Origin of the sequence: Inquilinus sp. CA228 (assembly GCF_052078665.1) — a bacterium.
Classification (GTDB): domain Bacteria; phylum Pseudomonadota; class Alphaproteobacteria; order DSM-16000; family Inquilinaceae; genus Inquilinus.
In genome coordinates this window covers 35,871-53,073 of the sequence record NZ_JBQJIK010000043.1, presented here as the reverse complement: position 1 = coordinate 53,073, position 17,203 = coordinate 35,871, and the positions used below count along the sequence as shown (strand labels likewise).

General features: G+C 68.6%; 16 protein-coding genes. 11 read left to right on the top strand and 5 right to left on the bottom strand.

The annotated features are described in order from the left end of the window. Nucleotides 1-243 precede the first annotated feature (243 nt). The 6 genes from cyoA (at nucleotide 244) to ACTOWL_RS21430 (ending at nucleotide 6,735) form a co-directional block, all read left to right on the top strand. Nucleotides 244-1,269, top strand: a complete 1,026-nt coding sequence (cyoA, locus tag ACTOWL_RS21455) for a ubiquinol oxidase subunit II (protein ID WP_441323314.1) — start codon at nucleotides 244-246, stop codon at nucleotides 1,267-1,269. A 93-nt stretch (nucleotides 1,270-1,362) separates the two neighbouring features. After that, nucleotides 1,363-3,375 carry a cytochrome o ubiquinol oxidase subunit I gene (gene cyoB, locus ACTOWL_RS21450; protein ID WP_441323313.1) on the top strand — a complete coding sequence of 671 codons (2,013 nt, stop codon included), beginning with the start codon at nucleotides 1,363-1,365 and terminating at the stop codon, nucleotides 3,373-3,375. Further along, nucleotides 3,375-4,013: a cytochrome o ubiquinol oxidase subunit III gene (gene cyoC / locus ACTOWL_RS21445; protein ID WP_441323312.1), complete on the top strand. Its 639-nt coding sequence runs from the start codon at nucleotides 3,375-3,377 to the stop codon at nucleotides 4,011-4,013. The genes cyoB and cyoC overlap by 1 nt, the downstream gene beginning before the upstream one ends. Further along, nucleotides 4,010-4,393 carry a cytochrome o ubiquinol oxidase subunit IV gene (gene cyoD, locus ACTOWL_RS21440; protein WP_441323311.1) on the top strand — a complete coding sequence of 128 codons (384 nt, stop codon included), beginning with the start codon at nucleotides 4,010-4,012 and terminating at the stop codon, nucleotides 4,391-4,393. Before cyoC ends, cyoD begins: the two co-directional genes overlap by 4 nt. Continuing rightward, entirely contained in the window at nucleotides 4,390-5,145 is a 756-nt protein-coding gene (locus ACTOWL_RS21435) for an SURF1 family protein (protein WP_441323310.1), read from the top strand. Before cyoD ends, ACTOWL_RS21435 begins: the two co-directional genes overlap by 4 nt. Nucleotides 5,146-5,304: 159 nt before the next feature. Beyond that, nucleotides 5,305-6,735 (top strand): aldehyde dehydrogenase family protein, encoded by a 1,431-nt coding sequence (locus ACTOWL_RS21430; RefSeq protein WP_441323309.1) that lies wholly within the window; start codon nucleotides 5,305-5,307, stop codon nucleotides 6,733-6,735. Here ACTOWL_RS21430 and ACTOWL_RS21425 read toward each other — a convergent pair. From ACTOWL_RS21425 to ACTOWL_RS21415, 3 genes are all read right to left on the bottom strand, one after another. Further along, on the bottom strand, nucleotides 6,720-7,316 hold the full coding sequence (locus ACTOWL_RS21425; RefSeq protein ID WP_441323308.1) for a MucR family transcriptional regulator: 597 nt from the start codon (nucleotides 7,314-7,316) through the stop codon (nucleotides 6,720-6,722). The genes ACTOWL_RS21430 and ACTOWL_RS21425 overlap by 16 nt on opposite strands. 448 nt (nucleotides 7,317-7,764) lie before the next feature. Then, entirely contained in the window at nucleotides 7,765-8,199 is a 435-nt protein-coding gene (locus ACTOWL_RS21420) for a hypothetical protein (RefSeq protein WP_441323307.1), read from the bottom strand. A gap of 88 nt (nucleotides 8,200-8,287) precedes the next feature. Then, entirely contained in the window at nucleotides 8,288-9,226 is a 939-nt protein-coding gene (locus ACTOWL_RS21415; RefSeq protein WP_441323306.1) for a threonine/serine dehydratase, read from the bottom strand. A gap of 150 nt (nucleotides 9,227-9,376) precedes the next feature. On the opposite strand from ACTOWL_RS21415, the gene ACTOWL_RS21410 reads away from it, so the two are divergent. Beyond that, a complete protein-coding gene (locus ACTOWL_RS21410; RefSeq protein ID WP_441323305.1) occupies nucleotides 9,377-9,862 on the top strand; it encodes a MarR family winged helix-turn-helix transcriptional regulator in 486 nt (161 codons plus the stop codon). A gap of 76 nt (nucleotides 9,863-9,938) precedes the next feature. Beyond that, a complete protein-coding gene (locus tag ACTOWL_RS21405) occupies nucleotides 9,939-10,748 on the top strand; it encodes an SDR family NAD(P)-dependent oxidoreductase (protein ID WP_441323304.1) in 810 nt (269 codons plus the stop codon). 11 nt (nucleotides 10,749-10,759) lie between these two features. Here the strand turns inward: ACTOWL_RS21405 and ACTOWL_RS21400 are convergent, their stop codons facing one another. Further along, entirely contained in the window at nucleotides 10,760-11,416 is a 657-nt protein-coding gene (locus ACTOWL_RS21400; protein ID WP_441323303.1) for a MarC family protein, read from the bottom strand. A 204-nt stretch (nucleotides 11,417-11,620) separates the two neighbouring features. On the opposite strand from ACTOWL_RS21400, the gene ACTOWL_RS21395 reads away from it, so the two are divergent. Together ACTOWL_RS21395 and ACTOWL_RS21390 are read left to right on the top strand one after the other, a co-directional pair. Next, nucleotides 11,621-12,241, top strand: a complete 621-nt coding sequence (locus ACTOWL_RS21395; protein ID WP_441323302.1) for a phytanoyl-CoA dioxygenase family protein — start codon at nucleotides 11,621-11,623, stop codon at nucleotides 12,239-12,241. Between the two features lie 21 nt (nucleotides 12,242-12,262). Then, on the top strand, nucleotides 12,263-12,895 hold the full coding sequence (locus tag ACTOWL_RS21390) for a chloramphenicol phosphotransferase CPT family protein (RefSeq protein ID WP_441323301.1): 633 nt from the start codon (nucleotides 12,263-12,265) through the stop codon (nucleotides 12,893-12,895). A gap of 67 nt (nucleotides 12,896-12,962) precedes the next feature. Here the strand turns inward: ACTOWL_RS21390 and ACTOWL_RS21385 are convergent, their stop codons facing one another. Further along, entirely contained in the window at nucleotides 12,963-14,078 is a 1,116-nt protein-coding gene (locus ACTOWL_RS21385; protein ID WP_441323300.1) for a methyltransferase, read from the bottom strand. 200 nt (nucleotides 14,079-14,278) lie between these two features. On the opposite strand from ACTOWL_RS21385, the gene ACTOWL_RS21380 reads away from it, so the two are divergent. Next, nucleotides 14,279-17,128 (top strand): AAA family ATPase, encoded by a 2,850-nt coding sequence (locus ACTOWL_RS21380; RefSeq protein WP_441323299.1) that lies wholly within the window; start codon nucleotides 14,279-14,281, stop codon nucleotides 17,126-17,128. Nucleotides 17,129-17,203: the final 75 nt, after the last annotated feature.

Here is a 17,203-nt window from a genome sequence, read left to right as displayed (position 1 = left end):
CGTGGCAAGCGAGGCGGAGCGATGACGGAATCGCCAGGGACCCTGCCGTCAACCCGGGTGCGGCGATGTTGCACTGCACGCATCGGGCATCTGGTAGGACAAACTGTCCACTGTTGCATCGCGTTGCGCTTCGGTAATGCAGCCCCGCCCTATCGTTCTCTCTTTCCAGGCAACGGCATGCCCATCAAAGCTTTAGGCCGCCTCGCTGCACTTCCGACCCTGGTCCTCCTGGGCGGGTGCAACATGGTGGTCATGCACCCCTCCGGCGATGTTGCGGTGCAGCAGCGCGACCTGATCGTGATCTCCACGATCCTGATGCTGCTGATCATCGTGCCGGTGATCGCCCTGACGCTGTTCTTCGCCTGGAAGTACCGGCAGTCGAACAAGGACGCCGCCTACGACCCCGATTGGCACCATTCGACTCAGCTCGAGGTGGTGATCTGGTCGGCGCCGCTGGTGATCATCATCGCGCTCGGCGCCCTGACCTGGATCAGCACCCACACGCTCGATCCGTACCGGCCGCTGGAGCGGATCGACTCGGGGCGTCCGGTGGCCGCCGATGTGAAGCCGCTGACCGTCGAGGTCGTGGCGCTCGACTGGAAGTGGCTGTTCCTCTACCCGGAGCAGGGCATCGCCACGGTGAACGAGCTGGCGGCGCCGGTCGACGTGCCGATCCAGTTCAAGATCACCTCGGCCACCGTGATGAACTCCTTCTACGTGCCGGCGCTGGCGGGGCAGATCTACGCCATGGCCGGGATGGAGACGAAGCTGCACGCCGTGATCAACGCGCCCGGCGAGTATGAGGGCTTTTCCGCCAACTACAGCGGCGCCGGCTTCTCCGGCATGCGCTTCACCTTCCACGGCCTCGCCGCCGGCGATTTCGACGCCTGGGTGCAGAAGGTCAAGTCGGAGGGCGGCAGCCTGAGCCGCGAGGAGTACCTGACGCTGGAGCGCCCGAGCGAGCGCGAGCCGGTGCGCCACTACGGCACCGTCGCCCCGGACCTCTACACCGCCATCCTCAACATGTGCGTCGACCGCTCGAAGATGTGCATGAACGAGATGATGAGCATCGACGCCCGCGGCGGCGGCGGCATGGCCGGCATCGACAACGTCATCGCCCTGAACCACGACAAGGATGTCCGCCGCGGCGCCGGCCCGGTCCGCAGCTATGTCGCGGCGATCTGCACCATCGACGGCGACATGGCGGAGAGCCGGCCGCCGGAGGGGATCCTGTTCAGCCGCTGGATGGCGCCCCGCCGCGTCGAGTGATGCCCGCCGCTGGCCCGTCCGCGGCCGCGCAACCGATCCTTTTGCGGAGGCAGCCGCCCGGTGCGGCGGCCTCCGGAACGACAGAGTAGCCCGATGTTCTCAAACCTAGATCTCCAGACGCTCGTCTTCGGCAAGCTGACGCTCGATTCGCTGCCGTTCCACGAGCCGATCCTGGTCGTCACCTTCATCGCGGTGGCGCTCGGCGGCATCGCGGTGCTCGGCGCCATCACCTATTTCCGCCTGTGGGGCTATCTCTGGCACGAGTGGTTCACCAGCATCGACCACAAGAAGATCGGGATCATGTATGTGATCCTGGCCCTGGTGATGCTGCTGCGCGGCTTCTCCGACGCGATCATGATGCGGGCGCAGCAGGCGATCGCCTTCGGCGCCAATGAGGGCTACCTGCCGCCGCACCATTACGACCAGATCTTCACCGCCCATGGCGTGATCATGATCTTCTTCATGGCCATGCCCTTCGTCACCGGGCTGATGAACTTCGTGGTGCCGCTGCAGATCGGCGCCCGCGACGTGGCCTTCCCGTTCCTGAACAATTTCAGCTTCTGGATGACCACCGCCGGCGCCGTGGTGGTGATGATCTCGCTGTTCATCGGCGAGTTCGCCAAGACCGGCTGGCTGGCCTATCCGCCGCTGTCGGGCATCGCCTACAGCCCGGAGGTCGGCGTCGACTACTACATCTGGGGATTGCAGGTCGCGGGCATCGGAACATTGTTATCCGGCGTCAACCTGGTGGCCACCATCGTCAAGATGCGGGCGCCAGGCATGAAGATGATGCAGATGCCGGTCTTCACCTGGACCGCGCTGTGCACCAACGTCCTGATCGTCGCCGCCTTCCCGGTGCTGACCGCCGTCCTGGCCCTGTTGTCGCTCGACCGCTACGTCGGGACGAACTTCTTCACCAACGACTTCGGCGGCAACCCGATGATGTATGTGAACCTGATCTGGATCTGGGGGCATCCGGAGGTCTACATCCTCATCCTGCCGGCCTTCGGCATCTTCTCCGAGGTCGTGTCCACCTTCTGCGGCAAGCGCCTGTTCGGCTACACCTCGATGGTCTACGCCACGGTGGTGATCACCATCCTGTCGTACCTGGTGTGGCTGCATCACTTCTTCACGATGGGCTCCGGCGCCAGCGTGAACTCGTTCTTCGGCATCACCACGATGATCATCTCGATCCCTACGGGTGCGAAGATGTTCAACTGGCTGTTCACCATGTATCGCGGCCGCATCCGGTTCGAGGTGCCGATGCTGTGGACCATGGGCTTCATGGTCACCTTCGTCATCGGCGGCATGACCGGCGTGCTGCTGGCGGTGCCGCCGGCCGATTTCGTGCTGCACAACAGCCTGTTCCTGATCGCCCATTTCCACAACGTCATCATCGGCGGCGTGGTGTTCGGGGCCTTCGCCGGCCTGACCTACTGGTTCCCCAAGGCCTTCGGCTTCAAGCTCGACCCGTTCTGGGGCAAGATGTCGTTCTGGTTCTGGCTGACCGGCTTCTACTTCGCCTTCATGCCGCTCTATGTGCTCGGCCTGATGGGCGTGACCCGGCGGATGAACCATTTCGACGATTCGTCGCTGCAGATCTGGTTCATCATCGCCGCCTTCGGCGCGTTCCTGGTCGCCCTTGGCATCCTGTCCTTCCTGATCCAGCTGGTGGTCAGCTTCAGGCGGCGCGAGGAGCTGCGCGACCTGACCGGCGACCCGTGGAACGCCCGCACCCTGGAATGGTCCACCTCGTCGCCGCCGCCGGACTACAATTTCGCCTTCACCCCGCTGGTGCACGACCAGGACGCCTGGTGGGACATGAAGCAGCGCGGCTATGTCCGGCCGCTGGCGGGGTTCAAGCCGATCCACATGCCGAAGAACACCGGCACCGGAATCATCCTGGCCGGGATCGCCGTGGCCTTCGCCTTCGCCATGGTCTGGCACATCTGGTGGCTGGCAGCCCTCGGCTTCGTCGCCATGCTGGTCGTGGCGATCGGGCACACCTTCAACTACAAGCGCGACTATCACATCCCGGCTGACGTGGTGACCAAGGTCGAGGATGAGCGCAGCCGCGTGCTGGCCCGGGCGGGAGCCGCTTCCTGATGACCGCGATCGATCTTACCGCGAACGGCCCCACCGCGAACGACGAGGCCCGTTTCCACGTCGACGAGGAGCACGAGCATTCGGGCGGCAGCACGATGCTCGGCTTCTGGATCTACCTGATGAGCGACTGCCTGATCTTCGCAGTCCTCTTCGCCTGCTACGGCGTGCTCGGGCGCAGCTACGCGGCCGGCCCGTCCGGCGCCGACCTGTTCGACCTGCCGCTGGTGGCGCTCAACACCTCGATGCTGCTGCTCTCCTCCATCACCTGCGGCTTCGCCATGCTGGAGATGGAGCGCAACCGCAAGGGCGCCACCCTGGCCTGGCTGGTGGTCACGGCGCTGTTCGGCGTCGCCTTCTTCAGCCTCGAGCTCTACGAGTTCGCCCACCTCATCCATGAGGGGGTGGGGCCGCAGCGCAGCGCCTTCCTGTCGTCCTTCTTCACCCTGGTGGGGACGCACGGGCTGCACGTCACCGTCGGCATCGTCTGGATGATCACGCTGATGGTCCAGGTCGGCCAGCACGGGCTGATCCCGGACAACAAGCGCCGGCTGATGTGCCTCAGCCTGTTCTGGCACTTCCTGGACGTCGTCTGGATCGGCGTCTTCACCTTCGTCTACCTGATGGGGACCCTCCCATGAGCGCCGACTCCCACGCCCATCACGACGACCACCACCATGGCGACGCCAGCGGCCACGGCACGCTGAGGGGCTACGTCACCGGCTTCGTGCTGGCGGTGATCCTGACCGCGATCCCGTTCTGGCTGGTCATGGGCGACGTGCTGGGCGACTCCACGGCCACGGCGCTGGCGATCATGGCGCTCGCGGTGGTCCAGATCATCGTGCACATGGTCTACTTCCTGCACATGAACACGAAGTCGGAGGGCGGCTGGACCATGCTGGCCCTGATCTTCACCGTGGTGCTGGTGGTGATCACGCTCTCCGGCTCGCTGTGGGTGATGTACCACCTCAACCACAACATGATGCCGGTCTCCGCCCACGACATGCGCAACATGCCGTGACCGAGGCCGAGGCGTCCCGGCCTCGGTCCACCGCCGCCCTGGTCCTGCTCGGGGTGGCGGCGCTGGCGGTGTTCCTCGGCCTGATCGCGCTCGGCATCTGGCAGGTCGAGCGGCGGGCCTGGAAGCTCGACCTGATCGCCCGGGTCGACCAGCGGGTCGCGGCCGAGGCCGTCGCGCCCCCGTCCGACTGGGCCCGGGTCGATGCGGACCGGGACGAATACCGCCATGTCCGACTCTCCGGCCGCTTCCTGAACGACCGCGAGGCGCAGGTCGTGGCGTCGACCGTGAAGGGCGGCGGCTATTGGGTGATGACCCCGCTGCAGGCGGCGGACGGGTCGGTGATCCTGGTCAATCGCGGCTTCGTGCCGACCGAGAACCGCGACCCGGCGACAAGGGCGGCGGGGCAGGTCGAGGGGCCGGTCACGGTCACCGGCCTGCTGCGCATCACCGAGCCGAAGGGTGGGTTCCTGCGCTCGAACGAGCCGGCGGCGGAGCGCTGGTATTCGCGCGACGTCGCCGCCATCGCCGCCGCCCGCGGGCTGACCGACGTTGCCCCCTATTTCATCGACGCCGACGCCACGCCCAACCCGGGCGGCCTGCCGATCGGCGGGTTGACGGTGATCGCCTTCCCGAACAGCCACCTGGTCTACGCCGTCACCTGGTTCGGCCTGGCGGCGCTGCTGGCCTTCGGCGTCGGATACGCGGTGCGGTCGGAACGCCGCGTCCGGCCTAAGCAGGCTGCGGCGGGCTGACGAAGGGGCAGGGGCCGCGCATGGCCGGTCCCCACCTGCCGGCGCTTCCCCGCTCCCCGGGGCGTGGTCTAACCTCGATCAACCCGTCGCCGCAGGCGACGATGCGACGGAGGGCTGGGCCTTCGGCTCCCCTCCGCCCCACGACCGAACGAGGTTCAGATGGCGCACGAAACGCAATTCTACATCGACGGCGCATGGGTCGACCCGGTCACGCCGAAGACGCTCGACGTGATCGACCCCTCGACCGAGGAGGCCTTCGCCAAGATCTCGCTCGGCTCGGCCGCGGATGTCGACCGGGCCGTGGCGGCGGCGAAGCGGGCCTTCCCGGCCTTCGCCCGCACCAGCCGCGAGGAGCGCCTGGCCCTCCTGCGCCGGATCCTCGAGATCTACCAGCGCCGCGCCCCCGACATCGCCCTGGCCGTGTCGCGCGAGATGGGCGCGCCGCGGCAGTTCGCGCTCGACTCCCAGGCCTGGGCCGGCGGCGCGCATCTGACCCGGATCATCGAGGCGCTGGAGACCTTCCAGTTCGAGCGGCCCAAGGGCTCGTCGATGGTGGTGAAGGAGCCGGTCGGCGTGGTCGGCATGATCACCCCGTGGAACTGGCCGCTGAACCAGATCACCTGCAAGGTCGGCCCGGCCCTGGCCGCCGGCTGCACCATGGTGCTGAAGCCCAGCGAGATCGCGCCGCTCGACGCCGTCATCTTCGCCGAGATCCTGCATGAGGCCGGCGTGCCGAAGGGCGTGTTCAACCTGGTGAACGGCGACGGGCCGACGGTCGGCGCCGCCATCTCCAGCCACCCCGACGTCGACATGGTGTCCTTCACCGGCTCGACCCGCGCCGGCATCCTGGTGGCCAAGGCCGCCGCCGACACGGTCAAGCGGGTGCACCAGGAGCTGGGCGGCAAGTCGGCCAACATCATCCTGGCCGATGCCGACCTGAAGCGGGCGGTGACCAAGGGCGTCGCCGGCTGCTTCGGCAACAGCGGCCAGTCCTGCAATGCCCCGACCCGGATGTTCGTGCCGCTCGAGCGCGAGGACGAGGCGATCGGCTATGCCCGCGCGGCGGCCGAGGGCTACAAGGTCGGCCCGGCCGACGCGGCGGACACCCAGCTCGGCCCGGTGGTCAGCCAGCTGCAATACGACAAGATCCAGAAGCTGATCGAGGCCGGCATCGCCGAGGGGGCGGAGCTGGTGGCCGGCGGCCCCGGCCGGCCGGAGGGGCTGAACCGCGGCTACTTCATCCGCCCGACCGTCTTCGCCCGGGTGACCCCGGACATGACGATCGCGCGCGAGGAGATCTTCGGCCCAGTGCTGTCGATCCTGACCTATGAGTCCGAGGCGCAGGCGATCGAGCTGGCCAACGACACCCCCTACGGCCTCGCCGCCTATGTCCAGTCGGGCAGCCTGGAGCGGGCGCGGAAGGTGGCGTCGCAGCTGCGGGTCGGCAATGTCCACATCAACTACCCGGCCTGGGACACCGGAGCACCCTTCGGCGGCTACAAGCAGTCGGGCAACGGCCGGGAATACGCCGAGTTCGGCCTCGAGGAGTTCCTCGAGATCAAGGGTGTGATCGGCTACGAGGCCGCCTGAGTCCTCGCCGGAGCCTTCCTGCGGGAAGGCTCCGGCCCTGCTCGGGCGGGGCCGCCGGCTGAGACCGAATTCAGGCGGTGCGGCGGGACCGCTGCTTGCCGGCGCGCCGGCGCAGCCTCTCCGTGCCCAGGCCCTGGGCCTTGGCATAGACCGACTTCGAGCGGGCGTAGTTCCGCCACCATCGGGTAATCGGGCGGCAGGTTCCACTTGGCCCGGTACTGTTCCGGCGTCATGCCGTAGGTGGCGCGCAGCCAGCGCTTCATCATCTTGAAGGGCCGGCCGTCCTCCAGGCAGATGATGTAGTTCGGCGTCACCGATTCGGACACCGGCACGGCAGGAACGGCGTGGGGCAAAGCGGCCGCGGGATCGTCCTGCGTCCTGCCGCCCTCCTTGGCGTTGGTCGCCGGCTCGGCGTCCGAAACCGGATCATGCCGGATCGCCACGCCGCGGGCTTCGATCAGCGACAGATGCACGTTCCGGATGAGAGTCGGCAGGTTCTCGCTGTCCACCGCGTTGTGGGAGACATGGGCAACGATGATCTCCTTGGTGAACTTCAGAATCTCGTCGTTCAACGTCGACATCACGCTCCCTCCGGTCCCGCAGCGCAGTTCCCGTCCGTCGAGTGCTGCGGCGGTCCCTACCGCTGCGAGACTGCTCTGCTTGCGATCAATGCCACAAGCCAAGAACAGCCATAGGGTTCCGGGGGATTCAGAAAAGAAGCTTTCGATCCTGTCCGGTTTCCTCTCGAAATCGGTTGGGGATCGGAATGTAATCCACTCACCGCATGATTGTTGCTTGGCTGCTGTCCTTCCATTCAGAGAACAGCAGGAGTCTGGTCCGTGGTATGGTTAGGGTGCGCCGGCCCTGCCGGTCCGACACCGCGGCGACTGAATCAATTCGGCACCCTCTGTTTGCGCGCGATGGAGTCCTTGCCCGGGAATTCCACGAGTCCTCGACGCCGCCGTGAAGGTGCGCTCGGCCGATGCGCTGAAGGTGAGCCGGGGCAGGCGGACCTGCGATCCGAAAGGCTCAATAATTGGCCAGGAAGGCGGCAAAGCAGCGGTCATGGAGGGCGTGGTTTGCCGCCATGCTCGGCAAGTCGCTCTCAGTCCCGTCGGCGATGCAATTGCCGAGATCGGCGCCAGGCTTCTCCTTGCACCCGGCCTTGAGATAGGACGAGATGAGGGGCTTCGTGAAGTCGGATTCCGCTTTTGTATCGTATCGATAGGAACGATCGCCGATCATCTTGTCCCAGGTCTCCTGGGACCGGCTCGTCAGCGCCTGCATCGGAGAAAGACAGGACTCCGGGATCTTGGCGCTTTGGGCTGCCGCTGTCTGGGCGGTGACCGGCTGCGTGGTGGCGACTGGCACCTTCGTGGCGCTCTCACTGCCCTGACAGGACGCGAGAGCAAGAACGGCGAACATCGTCCCGCCACGAGCAAGCGCTGCGATTTTTCGACTCATGCTGTCCCCCCGGCATCGACGCATCGCATGCGCCGCGCCCGGAGACGATATCGTGCTGCAACTCTGCTGTCGCCGCCGTCGCGTGCTCTCACCGGTCGAAGTCGACCGCCGTGGTGTTGCCGCCGCTGACCACGACGCCGACCCGCTCGCCCGGGGCCGGGCGGTAGCGGCCGGACAGCAGCGCCGCGAAGGCGGCGGCCCCGCCGGGCTCGGCGACGATGCGCAGACCCTGCCACAGGGCCCGCTGGCCCTCGCGGATCGCGTCGTCGGTGACCAGCACCGCGGCGGTCCCGTGCTGCCGCAGCACCGGGAAGACCAGTTCGCCGATCCGCTTCGGCGCCAGGCTGTCGGCGGCGATGCCGCCGGTTTCGGCATCCATCGGACGGCCGGCCGCGAAGGCCCGGTGCAGGGTGGGCGAGGCCTCCGGCTCGACGCCGACGACCTTGATCCGCCCGCCATACCAGGCGGCGATGCCGCCGATCAGCCCGCCGCCGCCGACCCCGACCAGCACCGTGTCGAGATCCGGCGCCTGGCTCTCCAGCTCCAGCGCCAGCGTGCCCTGGCCCAGCATGGTCTCGGCCTGGTCGAAGGCATGCACCGGCAACGCGCCGGTGGCGGCGACCCAGGCGTCGCAGGCGGCCAGCGCATCGGCATAGCGGTCGCCGCCGACCACCAGGTCGGCCCCGGTGCGGCGGATCCGCTCGATCTTGGCGGGGGAGGAGATGCTCGGCACGAAGATCCGCGCCGGCAGGCCCAGCGTCGCCGCGGCATGGGCCACCGCCGCGCCGTGATTGCCGCCCGACGCCGCGGCGACGCCGGCTGCCGGCACGTCGCGGGTCAGCAGGTTGGCGAAGGCGCCGCGGGTCTTGAACGACCCGGCATGCTGCAGCTGCTCGAGCTTCAGGGTGATCGCGCCGGCGTCGACGCCGAAATCGCGCCCGGCCGCCTCGACCACCGGCGTCCGGCGGATATGCGGCCGGATCACGGGCTCGATCCGCGCGATGCCGTCCCGGTCCACTTCGGCCATTCCCGTTCTCCCCTCCCGGATCGGCGCTTGGCCGAGCACTTCGCCTGATTGCTAATTACCTATCCAAGCGGGGGGCGACAGGCAAGCCGGATCGGCCGGGCGGGGCAGGCAAAAGAAATGGGCATATGCCTATTGATGAGATGCGGGCATATGCCTACATCGACGTCCATGAAGATCGAGCGCAACACCAAGGAAGGCGTCCTGGCCTGCAACGCCACCGCGATGCGCAAGGCGTCGCGGCGGGTGACGCAGCTCTACGACGACGCGCTGGCGCCGACCGGGCTGCGCTCGACCCAGTTCGCCATTCTGGCCGAGCTGCACGAGCATGCGGACCGGCCGCCGACCCTGGCGGAGCTGGCCGCGGCGCTGGTGATCGACCGGTCCGGGCTGGGCCACAACCTGCGGCCGCTGGAGCGGGACGGGCTGATCGCCCTGCAGGAAAGCTCGAAGGACCGGCGCCGCCGCCACATCGTGATGACGGAGCAGGGGCAGGCAAAGTTGCAGCAGGCCTTGGTCCTCTGGTCGGCCGCGCAGGACCGGTTCCATGCGGTGTTCGGCCGTTCCGAGGCGGAGACACTGCGCAGCGCCTTGCTCGACATCGCCTATGACGACCGGCTCGGCGCGCTGAAGGACTGAGCATTCCGGACAGCAGCAGGCAGCAACCCTTTATCGGTTCAAATATGGGCATGTGCCCATTTCAACGGAGAGTTCCATGACCACCACCGACAAGACCCCAGGCACCGCCTTGATCACCGGCGCCTCTTCGGGCATCGGCGCGATCTATGCCGACCGCCTCGCCAGGCGCGGCTACGACCTGATCCTGGTCGCCCGCAACGCCGAGCGCCTCGGCGCCCTGGCCCAGCGCCTGTCCGCCGAGACCGGCCGGACGGTGACGCCGCTGGTCGCCGACCTCGCCGACAAGGACGATCTGCGCGAGGTGGAGGAGGTGCTGCGCGCCGATTCCCGCATCACCATGCTGGTCAACAATGCCGGCCTCGGCTCCGCCATCCCGCTGCTGCAGGCCGATGTCGACGCGATGGAGTCGATGATCGACCTGAACGTCACGGCGCTGACCCGCCTGACCTATGCGGCGGTGCCCGGCTTCGTCGCCCGCGGCGGCGGGTCGGTGATCAACATCTCCTCGATCGCCGCCGTGGCGCCGGAGTACCTGAACGGCGTCTACGGCGGCAGCAAGGCTTACGTCCTGGTCTTCAGCCAGCAACTGCGCCATGAGCTCGGCGCCAAGGGCATCCGCGTCCAGGCCGTGCTGCCCGGCGCCACCGCGACCGAGTTCTGGGACATCGCCGGCGCGCCGATCGCGACGTTGCCGCAGGAGCTGCAGCAGCGGGTGATGCGGGCCGAGGATATGGTCGACGCCGCGCTGGCCGGGTTCGATCAGGGCGAGTTCGTGACCATCCCGGCGCTGCCGGAGGCGGCGGACTGGAACGCCTTCGAAACCGCCCGCCAGGCGCTGTTTCCCAACTTGTCCCGCGCCACCCCGGCCGCCCGCTACGGCTTGTAAAACTCGCAGCGCTACGGCGGCGTCAGCGAATGGACGAAATCGCTGATGCCGCCCAGCGTGATCTGGGTGCCGACGCACAGCAGCAGGAAGGCCATCAGCCGGGACAGCACGCGCACCTGGGACTGGCCGAGGAAGGCGACCAGCCGGTCGGCCGAGGAATAGGCGACCCAGACGCCGATCGCCAGCACCAGCGCCGCCGCCGAGGCGCCGAGCACGAAGGGCAGGAAATCCGGCTGCCCGACCGGCAGGTTCGAGCCGATGGCGATGGCGACGGAGATGGTGCCGGGGCCGGTGGTGAAGGGCATGGTCAGCGGATAGAAGGCGACCGCGTCGATGCCCTCCGCCTCCGACGCCTGCTCCTGCTTGCGCTCCTCCTGCTGCTCGGGCGATTGCAGCAGCCGCCAGGCGCTGGCGGCGACGATCAGCCCGCCGGCGATGCGCAGCGCCGACAGGCTGATGCCGAAGAAGCTGAGGACATAGGCGCCGCCCCACAGCGCGCCGAGCATCACCAGGGCCGAATAGACCCCGATCTTCCGCGCCAGCTGCAGGCGTTCGCCATGCGACCGGCTGGCGGTGATCTGGCTGAAGATCAGGGCGGCCGCAATCGGGTTGACGATCGAGAACAGGGCGGAGAGGGTGAGCAGAAAGGTCTGGATCGAACCGCTCATCCGCGACTCCGGGCTGTTGCCGACAGCCTGACCGATCTGGCCAGGCGGCCGCAACTGTCCGGTCAGCGCCGCCATCCCGAGAGGCGTCGCGGGAGTTGCGCCGCAAGCCCCCGTTGCTTTAGCTGGGGCATGCCTTCATCCGCCTGGCCCGATCCGAACATGCTGCGTTTCGCTCCGCATGGTGCGCAACGCCTCCGATCGGCGATGACGAACGCCGGGCTGCACGGCCTCGAGACTGCGCTCGCCGGCCTGCCGCCGGGCCGTGCCGGCATCAGGCTACGCGGGATCGCTGGCTTGCGGCCCTTCCTGGCGGCGGATGGGCCGGTCGGCACCGCAGCGGCCACGATCCTGCGCCACGCGGCCCGTCCGGTCCGGGCGATCCTGTTCGACAAGACCCATACCGCCAACTGGTCGCTCGCCTGGCATCAGGACCGCACCATCTCGGTGACGCAGCGCGTCGAGGTCGAGGGTTTCGGGCCCTGGACGGTCAAGGACGGCCTGTTGCATGTCGCCCCGCCCTTCGCGGTGCTGGCCGGCATGGTGACTCTGCGCGTCCATCTCGACCCGGTACCGATGGCCAACGCGCCGCTGCTGGTGGCGCCGGGATCGCACCGCCTCGGACGGATCGCGGAGGACGGGATCGCGGAGGCCGTCCGGAGCTGCGGCATCGCCGCCTGCGTCGCCGAGGCCGGCGACATCTGGCTCTATGCGACGCCGATTTTGCACGCCTCGGCGGCGGCTCGGCAGCCGGCCCGCCGCCGGGTGCTGCAGGTGGATTTCGCGGCCGGCGATCTGCCGGGCGGGCTGGACTGGGCGGGGCTGTGACATCGAAGCGAGGGCAGGCGGATGACCCAGGAATCCGGACGGATCGTCGTCCTCAACGGCGCGCCGCGGGCGGGCAAGTCGAGCATCGCCGCGGCGATCCAGGACTGGGACGACGGTCCCTGGATGAATCTCGGCGTCGAAGTCCATGCCCGGCATGTGACGCCGCCGCGCTGGCGGCCCGGGATCGGGCTGCGGCCCGGCGGCGAGCGGCCGGAACTCGAGGCCTGGGTGCCGGTGTTCTACGCCGCGCTCTACGACTCGATCGCCGCGCATAGTCGGCTCGGTTTGAATGTGGTGGCCGATCTCGGCCATCACGACGCCCATTCGGCCCCGCTCGGCATCCTGCCCGACTGCGCCCGCCGGCTGACCGGCCTGCCGGCGCTGCTGGTCGGGGTGCGCTGCCCGGTCGGGGAGATCATGCGCCGGCGCCGGGCCGGCCAGCCGGGGCGGGAGGGCGAATATGCCACTGCCTCGGCCGATGAGCCGGTGCCGGAGGCGGTGCTGCGCTGGCAGCGCGAGGTGCATCTGCCCGGCATCTACGACCTCGAGCTCGACACCTCGGTGCTGAGCCCGGAGGACTGCGCCGCGGCAATCCGCCGGCGCCTCGATGACCCAGCCCCGCCCACGGCGTTCCGCCGGCTGGCCGCGGGGTAGTCCTCACGGCCTCAGCCGCCAAGCATGGGTCCGATCCCCTCCGCGCGCTCCGGTCAAAGGGCGGCGTTCAGGCTGCCTCCGCCACCACCAGGGTCTGCGGCGAAGGCGCCAGGGGCGCAAACTCCGGTTGGCGGAACCCGGCCTGGGTCAGCATCCGTGTGAGGGCGCTGGGCGGGAAGGACGTCCCCGCAGGTGTCGTCGCCAGCATGACGTAGGCGAACGTGGCCGGCATCGGCGGCGAGACCCGGTCCTCGTTGGGCACGAATTCGACGATGGCCACACGCCCGCCCGGCGCCAGGGCCGCACGCGCCTTGCCGAGCAGGCCGATGCAGGTCGCCTCGTCGAAATGGTGCAGGAAATTGGGCATCAGGATGAGGTCGTAAGGCCCGCCGAAGGCGACATCGAAGGCGCTCCCCGGCAGGGTCTTGAAGCGGGCGCCCAGCCCGGCGGCGGCGGCATTCTCGCGGGCCACGTCCAGCACATTGTCCCAGTCGAGCGCCACCACCTCGGCGGCCGGGAACTGGCGCGCGAACGCAATGCCGAACAGCCCGTGGCCCGCGGCGATATCGAGGACGCGGCCGGGCGCCGGCGTCAGCTTGGCGAAGTGGGCCGCGGTCGCCTCGGCAACCGGCCCGAAGAAGGGCGCCATGTGGCGGGCGAAGCCGACCCAGACGGGATCCTCCGGCGCCGTGTTGGCCAGGCCGACGCTGCCGCCATTGCGGACAAAGGCCGCCGGATCGGACAACGCCAGCCCAAGGAGCTGCGGCGCCGCCAGAAAGCGGTGGATATCGCCGAGAAAGGCCGGTGAGCGGCGATCGAGAAACACGGCGGAACTCGCCGTCAGCCGATAGTGGTCACCGGATTTTTCGAGAAACCCCAGGACGGTCAGGTAGTCGGCGAGCGCCTGGATGCCAGGCTCCGCGGCGCCCGAGCGCTGGCCGATCGCCGCGACGGTCTCGGCCCCCTCGGCGATGGCGGTGAAGACATCGAGCTCGATCGCGGCCTTGATCGCGGAAGTGCGGAAGTATCCGAGCACCGTGTCCATCAGCAGTTCCGGCGAGACATCCGGCATGATTTCGTTCCCTGAAGTATTGATAGTGGTCGAGATTCTCTTGTCGCCCGCATCGAAGGCAGCATAGCGCGGGCCATGGCTCGCAAGAAGCGCCAGGCCGCCGACTGCCATGGCGTCCGATCCGTCTTGATCGGAAGGATGCTGCCGAAGCGATGCTTAAATTCGCGTTTTGGCGGGTGCATGATGGCGCCGCGCCGGAACCGCCGCCGCCGCCAAACGTTGGCGGGAAAGGGGAGCCGCCCATCTTCCGACCCGGATTCGTGCCCGGGCCGTCCTGCAACAGGCCTCGTCCGAAGGCCGGAGACGTCACCATGCCCCAGAAGCTCTGCGACATCTGCAAGGAGCGGCCCGCCACCGTGCGCGTCACCGTGCTGCAGAACGGCCAGCGCCGGCAGCTCGATGTCTGCGACTTCCACTACCAGCAGCTCACCCGGCACCAGCGCCCTGTCTCGCCGCTGGAGGCGCTGGTCCGCGGCTCCGGGCTGGAGGATTTCTTCGGCCAGACCGTGCCGGCCGGCGGCACGCCGCGGCGCGGCCCGCCCGGGCCGGAGCAGGCGGCCCTGAACCTGCAGAGCCATTTCAGCCAGCAGGCGAAGGAGCTGCTGCAGCGCGCCGCCGCACGCGCGATCCAGTTCGGCAAGCGCGAGGTCGACACCGAGCATCTGCTGTACGAGCTGGCGGAGAGCGAGGTGATCCAGGCGATCCTGCGGCGCTTCAAGATTTCGCCGGAGGAGCTGCGCGCCTACATCGACCAGAACGCCATGCGCGGCAAGGAGGAGGCCGGGGCTCGCACCGAGATCGGCGTGTCGCCGCGGATGAAGGCGGCGCTGGACCAGGCCTTCCTGATCTCGCGCCAGCTCGGCCACTCCTATGTCGGGCCGGAGCATATGCTGCTGGGCCTGGCCCAGGTGCCGGAGAGCTTCGCCGGCAACCTGCTGCGCAAATACGGGCTGACGCCGCAGGCGCTGCGGCAGCAGACGGTGCGCACCGTCGGCACCGGCGCCGAGGAGGGGCGGGTCGAGGGCCCGTCCAACACGCCGCAGCTCGACAAGTACAGCCGCGACCTGACCGCCCTGGCGCGCGAGGGCAAGCTGGACCCCGTGATCGGCCGGTCGAAGGAGGTCGAGACCACGATCGAGATCCTGGCCCGGCGCAAGAAGAACAACCCGGTGCTGATCGGCGAGCCCGGCGTCGGCAAGACCGCGATCGTCGAGGGGCTGGCGCAGCGCATCGTCAACAACGAGGTGCCGGACACGCTGCGTGACAAGCGGCTGGTCGAGCTCAGCATCAACAGCCTGGTCGCCGGCTCCAAGTTCCGCGGCGAGTTCGAGGAGCGGGTCAAGCAGGTGATGGACGAGATCGCCGAGCACCGCGACGAGCTGCTGCTGTTCATCGACGAGGTCCACACCATCGTCGGCGCCGGCCAGGGCGGCGGCGAGGGCGGGCTGGACGTCGCCAACACCTTCAAGCCGGCAATGGCGCGCGGCGAGCTGAACCTGATCGGCGCCACCACCCTGAACGAGTACCAGAAGCACATCGAGAAGGACGCGGCGCTGGAGCGGCGCTTCCAGCCGGTCTTCGTCGCCGAGCCGACGGTGGAGCAGACGGTCAACATCCTGCGCGGCCTGCGCGACCGGCTGGAGGGCCACCACAAGGTGACGATCCAGGACCAGGCCTTCGTCGCGGCCGCGGAGCTGTCGGACCGCTACATCTCCGGCCGCTTCCTGCCGGACAAGGCGATCGACCTGATCGACCAGGCGGCGGCCCGGGTGCATCTGTCGATCACCTCGCGCCCGGCCGACATCCAGGAGCTGGAATCGGAGGTCGCCACGCTGAAGCGCGAGCACGCCTACGCCAATTCGCGCAAGCGCTTCGACCGGGCCAAGGCCTTCGAGGAGCAGGTCGCCGAGAAGGAGAAGACGCTGGCCGAGCTGACCGACGAGTGGAAGCACCGCATCGGGTCCAGCACCGCCGAGGTCACGGTCGAGCACGTCGCCGAGATCGTGTCGAAGCTGACCGGTATCCCGGTCACCGAGCTGACGGCCGAGGAGAAGGCCAAGCTGCTGCAGATGGAGGAGCGGCTGCACCGCCGGGTGATCGGGCAGGAGGAGGCGATCCAGGCGGTCAGCGACGCCGTCCGCCTGTCCCGGGCCGGGCTGCAGCACGGCCACCGGCCGATCGCCAACTTCCTGTTCCTGGGCCCGACCGGCGTCGGCAAGACCGAGCTGGCCAAGGCCCTGGCCGAGGTGGTGTTCGGCGACGAGGACGCCATCATCCGCGTCGACATGAGCGAGTATATGGAGCGCCACGCCGTGTCCCGGCTGATCGGCGCCCCGCCCGGTTATGTCGGCTATGACGAGGGCGGCCAGCTGACCGAGCGGGTGCGCCGCCGGCCCTACAGCGTGATCCTGCTCGACGAGATCGAGAAGGCCCATCCCGACGTCACCAACGTGCTGCTGCAGGTGTTCGACGACGGCCGCCTGACCGACGGCAAGGGGCGGGTGGTGGATTTCAGCAACACGCTGATCATCGCCACCTCGAACCTCGCCTCCGACATCATCATGGGGCGGCAGAGCCGGATCGGCTTCAACGCCACCGCCGGCGGCGTCCGGGGTGACGTCATGGGCGTGCTGCGCCAGCACTTCCGACCGGAATTCCTGAACCGGATCGACGAGATCATCATCTTCCACGCCCTGACGAACGACCAGATCAAGCAGATCGTCCGGCTGCAGCTGGATGGGGTGATCGGCACGGCGCGCGGCCAGGACATCGACCTGGTGGCCGACGAGTCGCTGGTCGATCACCTGGCCGCCGAGGGCTACCAGCCCGAATACGGCGCCCGCGAGCTGCGGCGCCAGATCCGCCAGTTGGTCGAGACCCGGCTGGCCAAGGGCATGCTGAAGGGCGAGGTGAAGGAGGGCGACCGCGTCGTCTTCCGCTACGACCAGGGGGAGGTGACCTACAAGGTCGAGGCCAAGAAGCCGGCCAAACCTGCGAAACCGGCCAAGGCGAAGGTCGCCAAGCCGGCCCGGGCCGCCGCCAAGAGCGGCAACGGCAAGGCCGCGCCGGCAAAGCGCGCCGCGCCGGCCAAGGGCAAGGCGGCAACCGGCAAGGGCAGGGGATCGGCCAAGGGCGGCCCGTCGCCCCGCGCCCGGGGCTGATTTCCGGGCAGTTGCCCAGCGTTTGGGCAGGTGCGGGCCCGGCAACGGGGCGAGCCCGCGCCTGACTCAACCGAC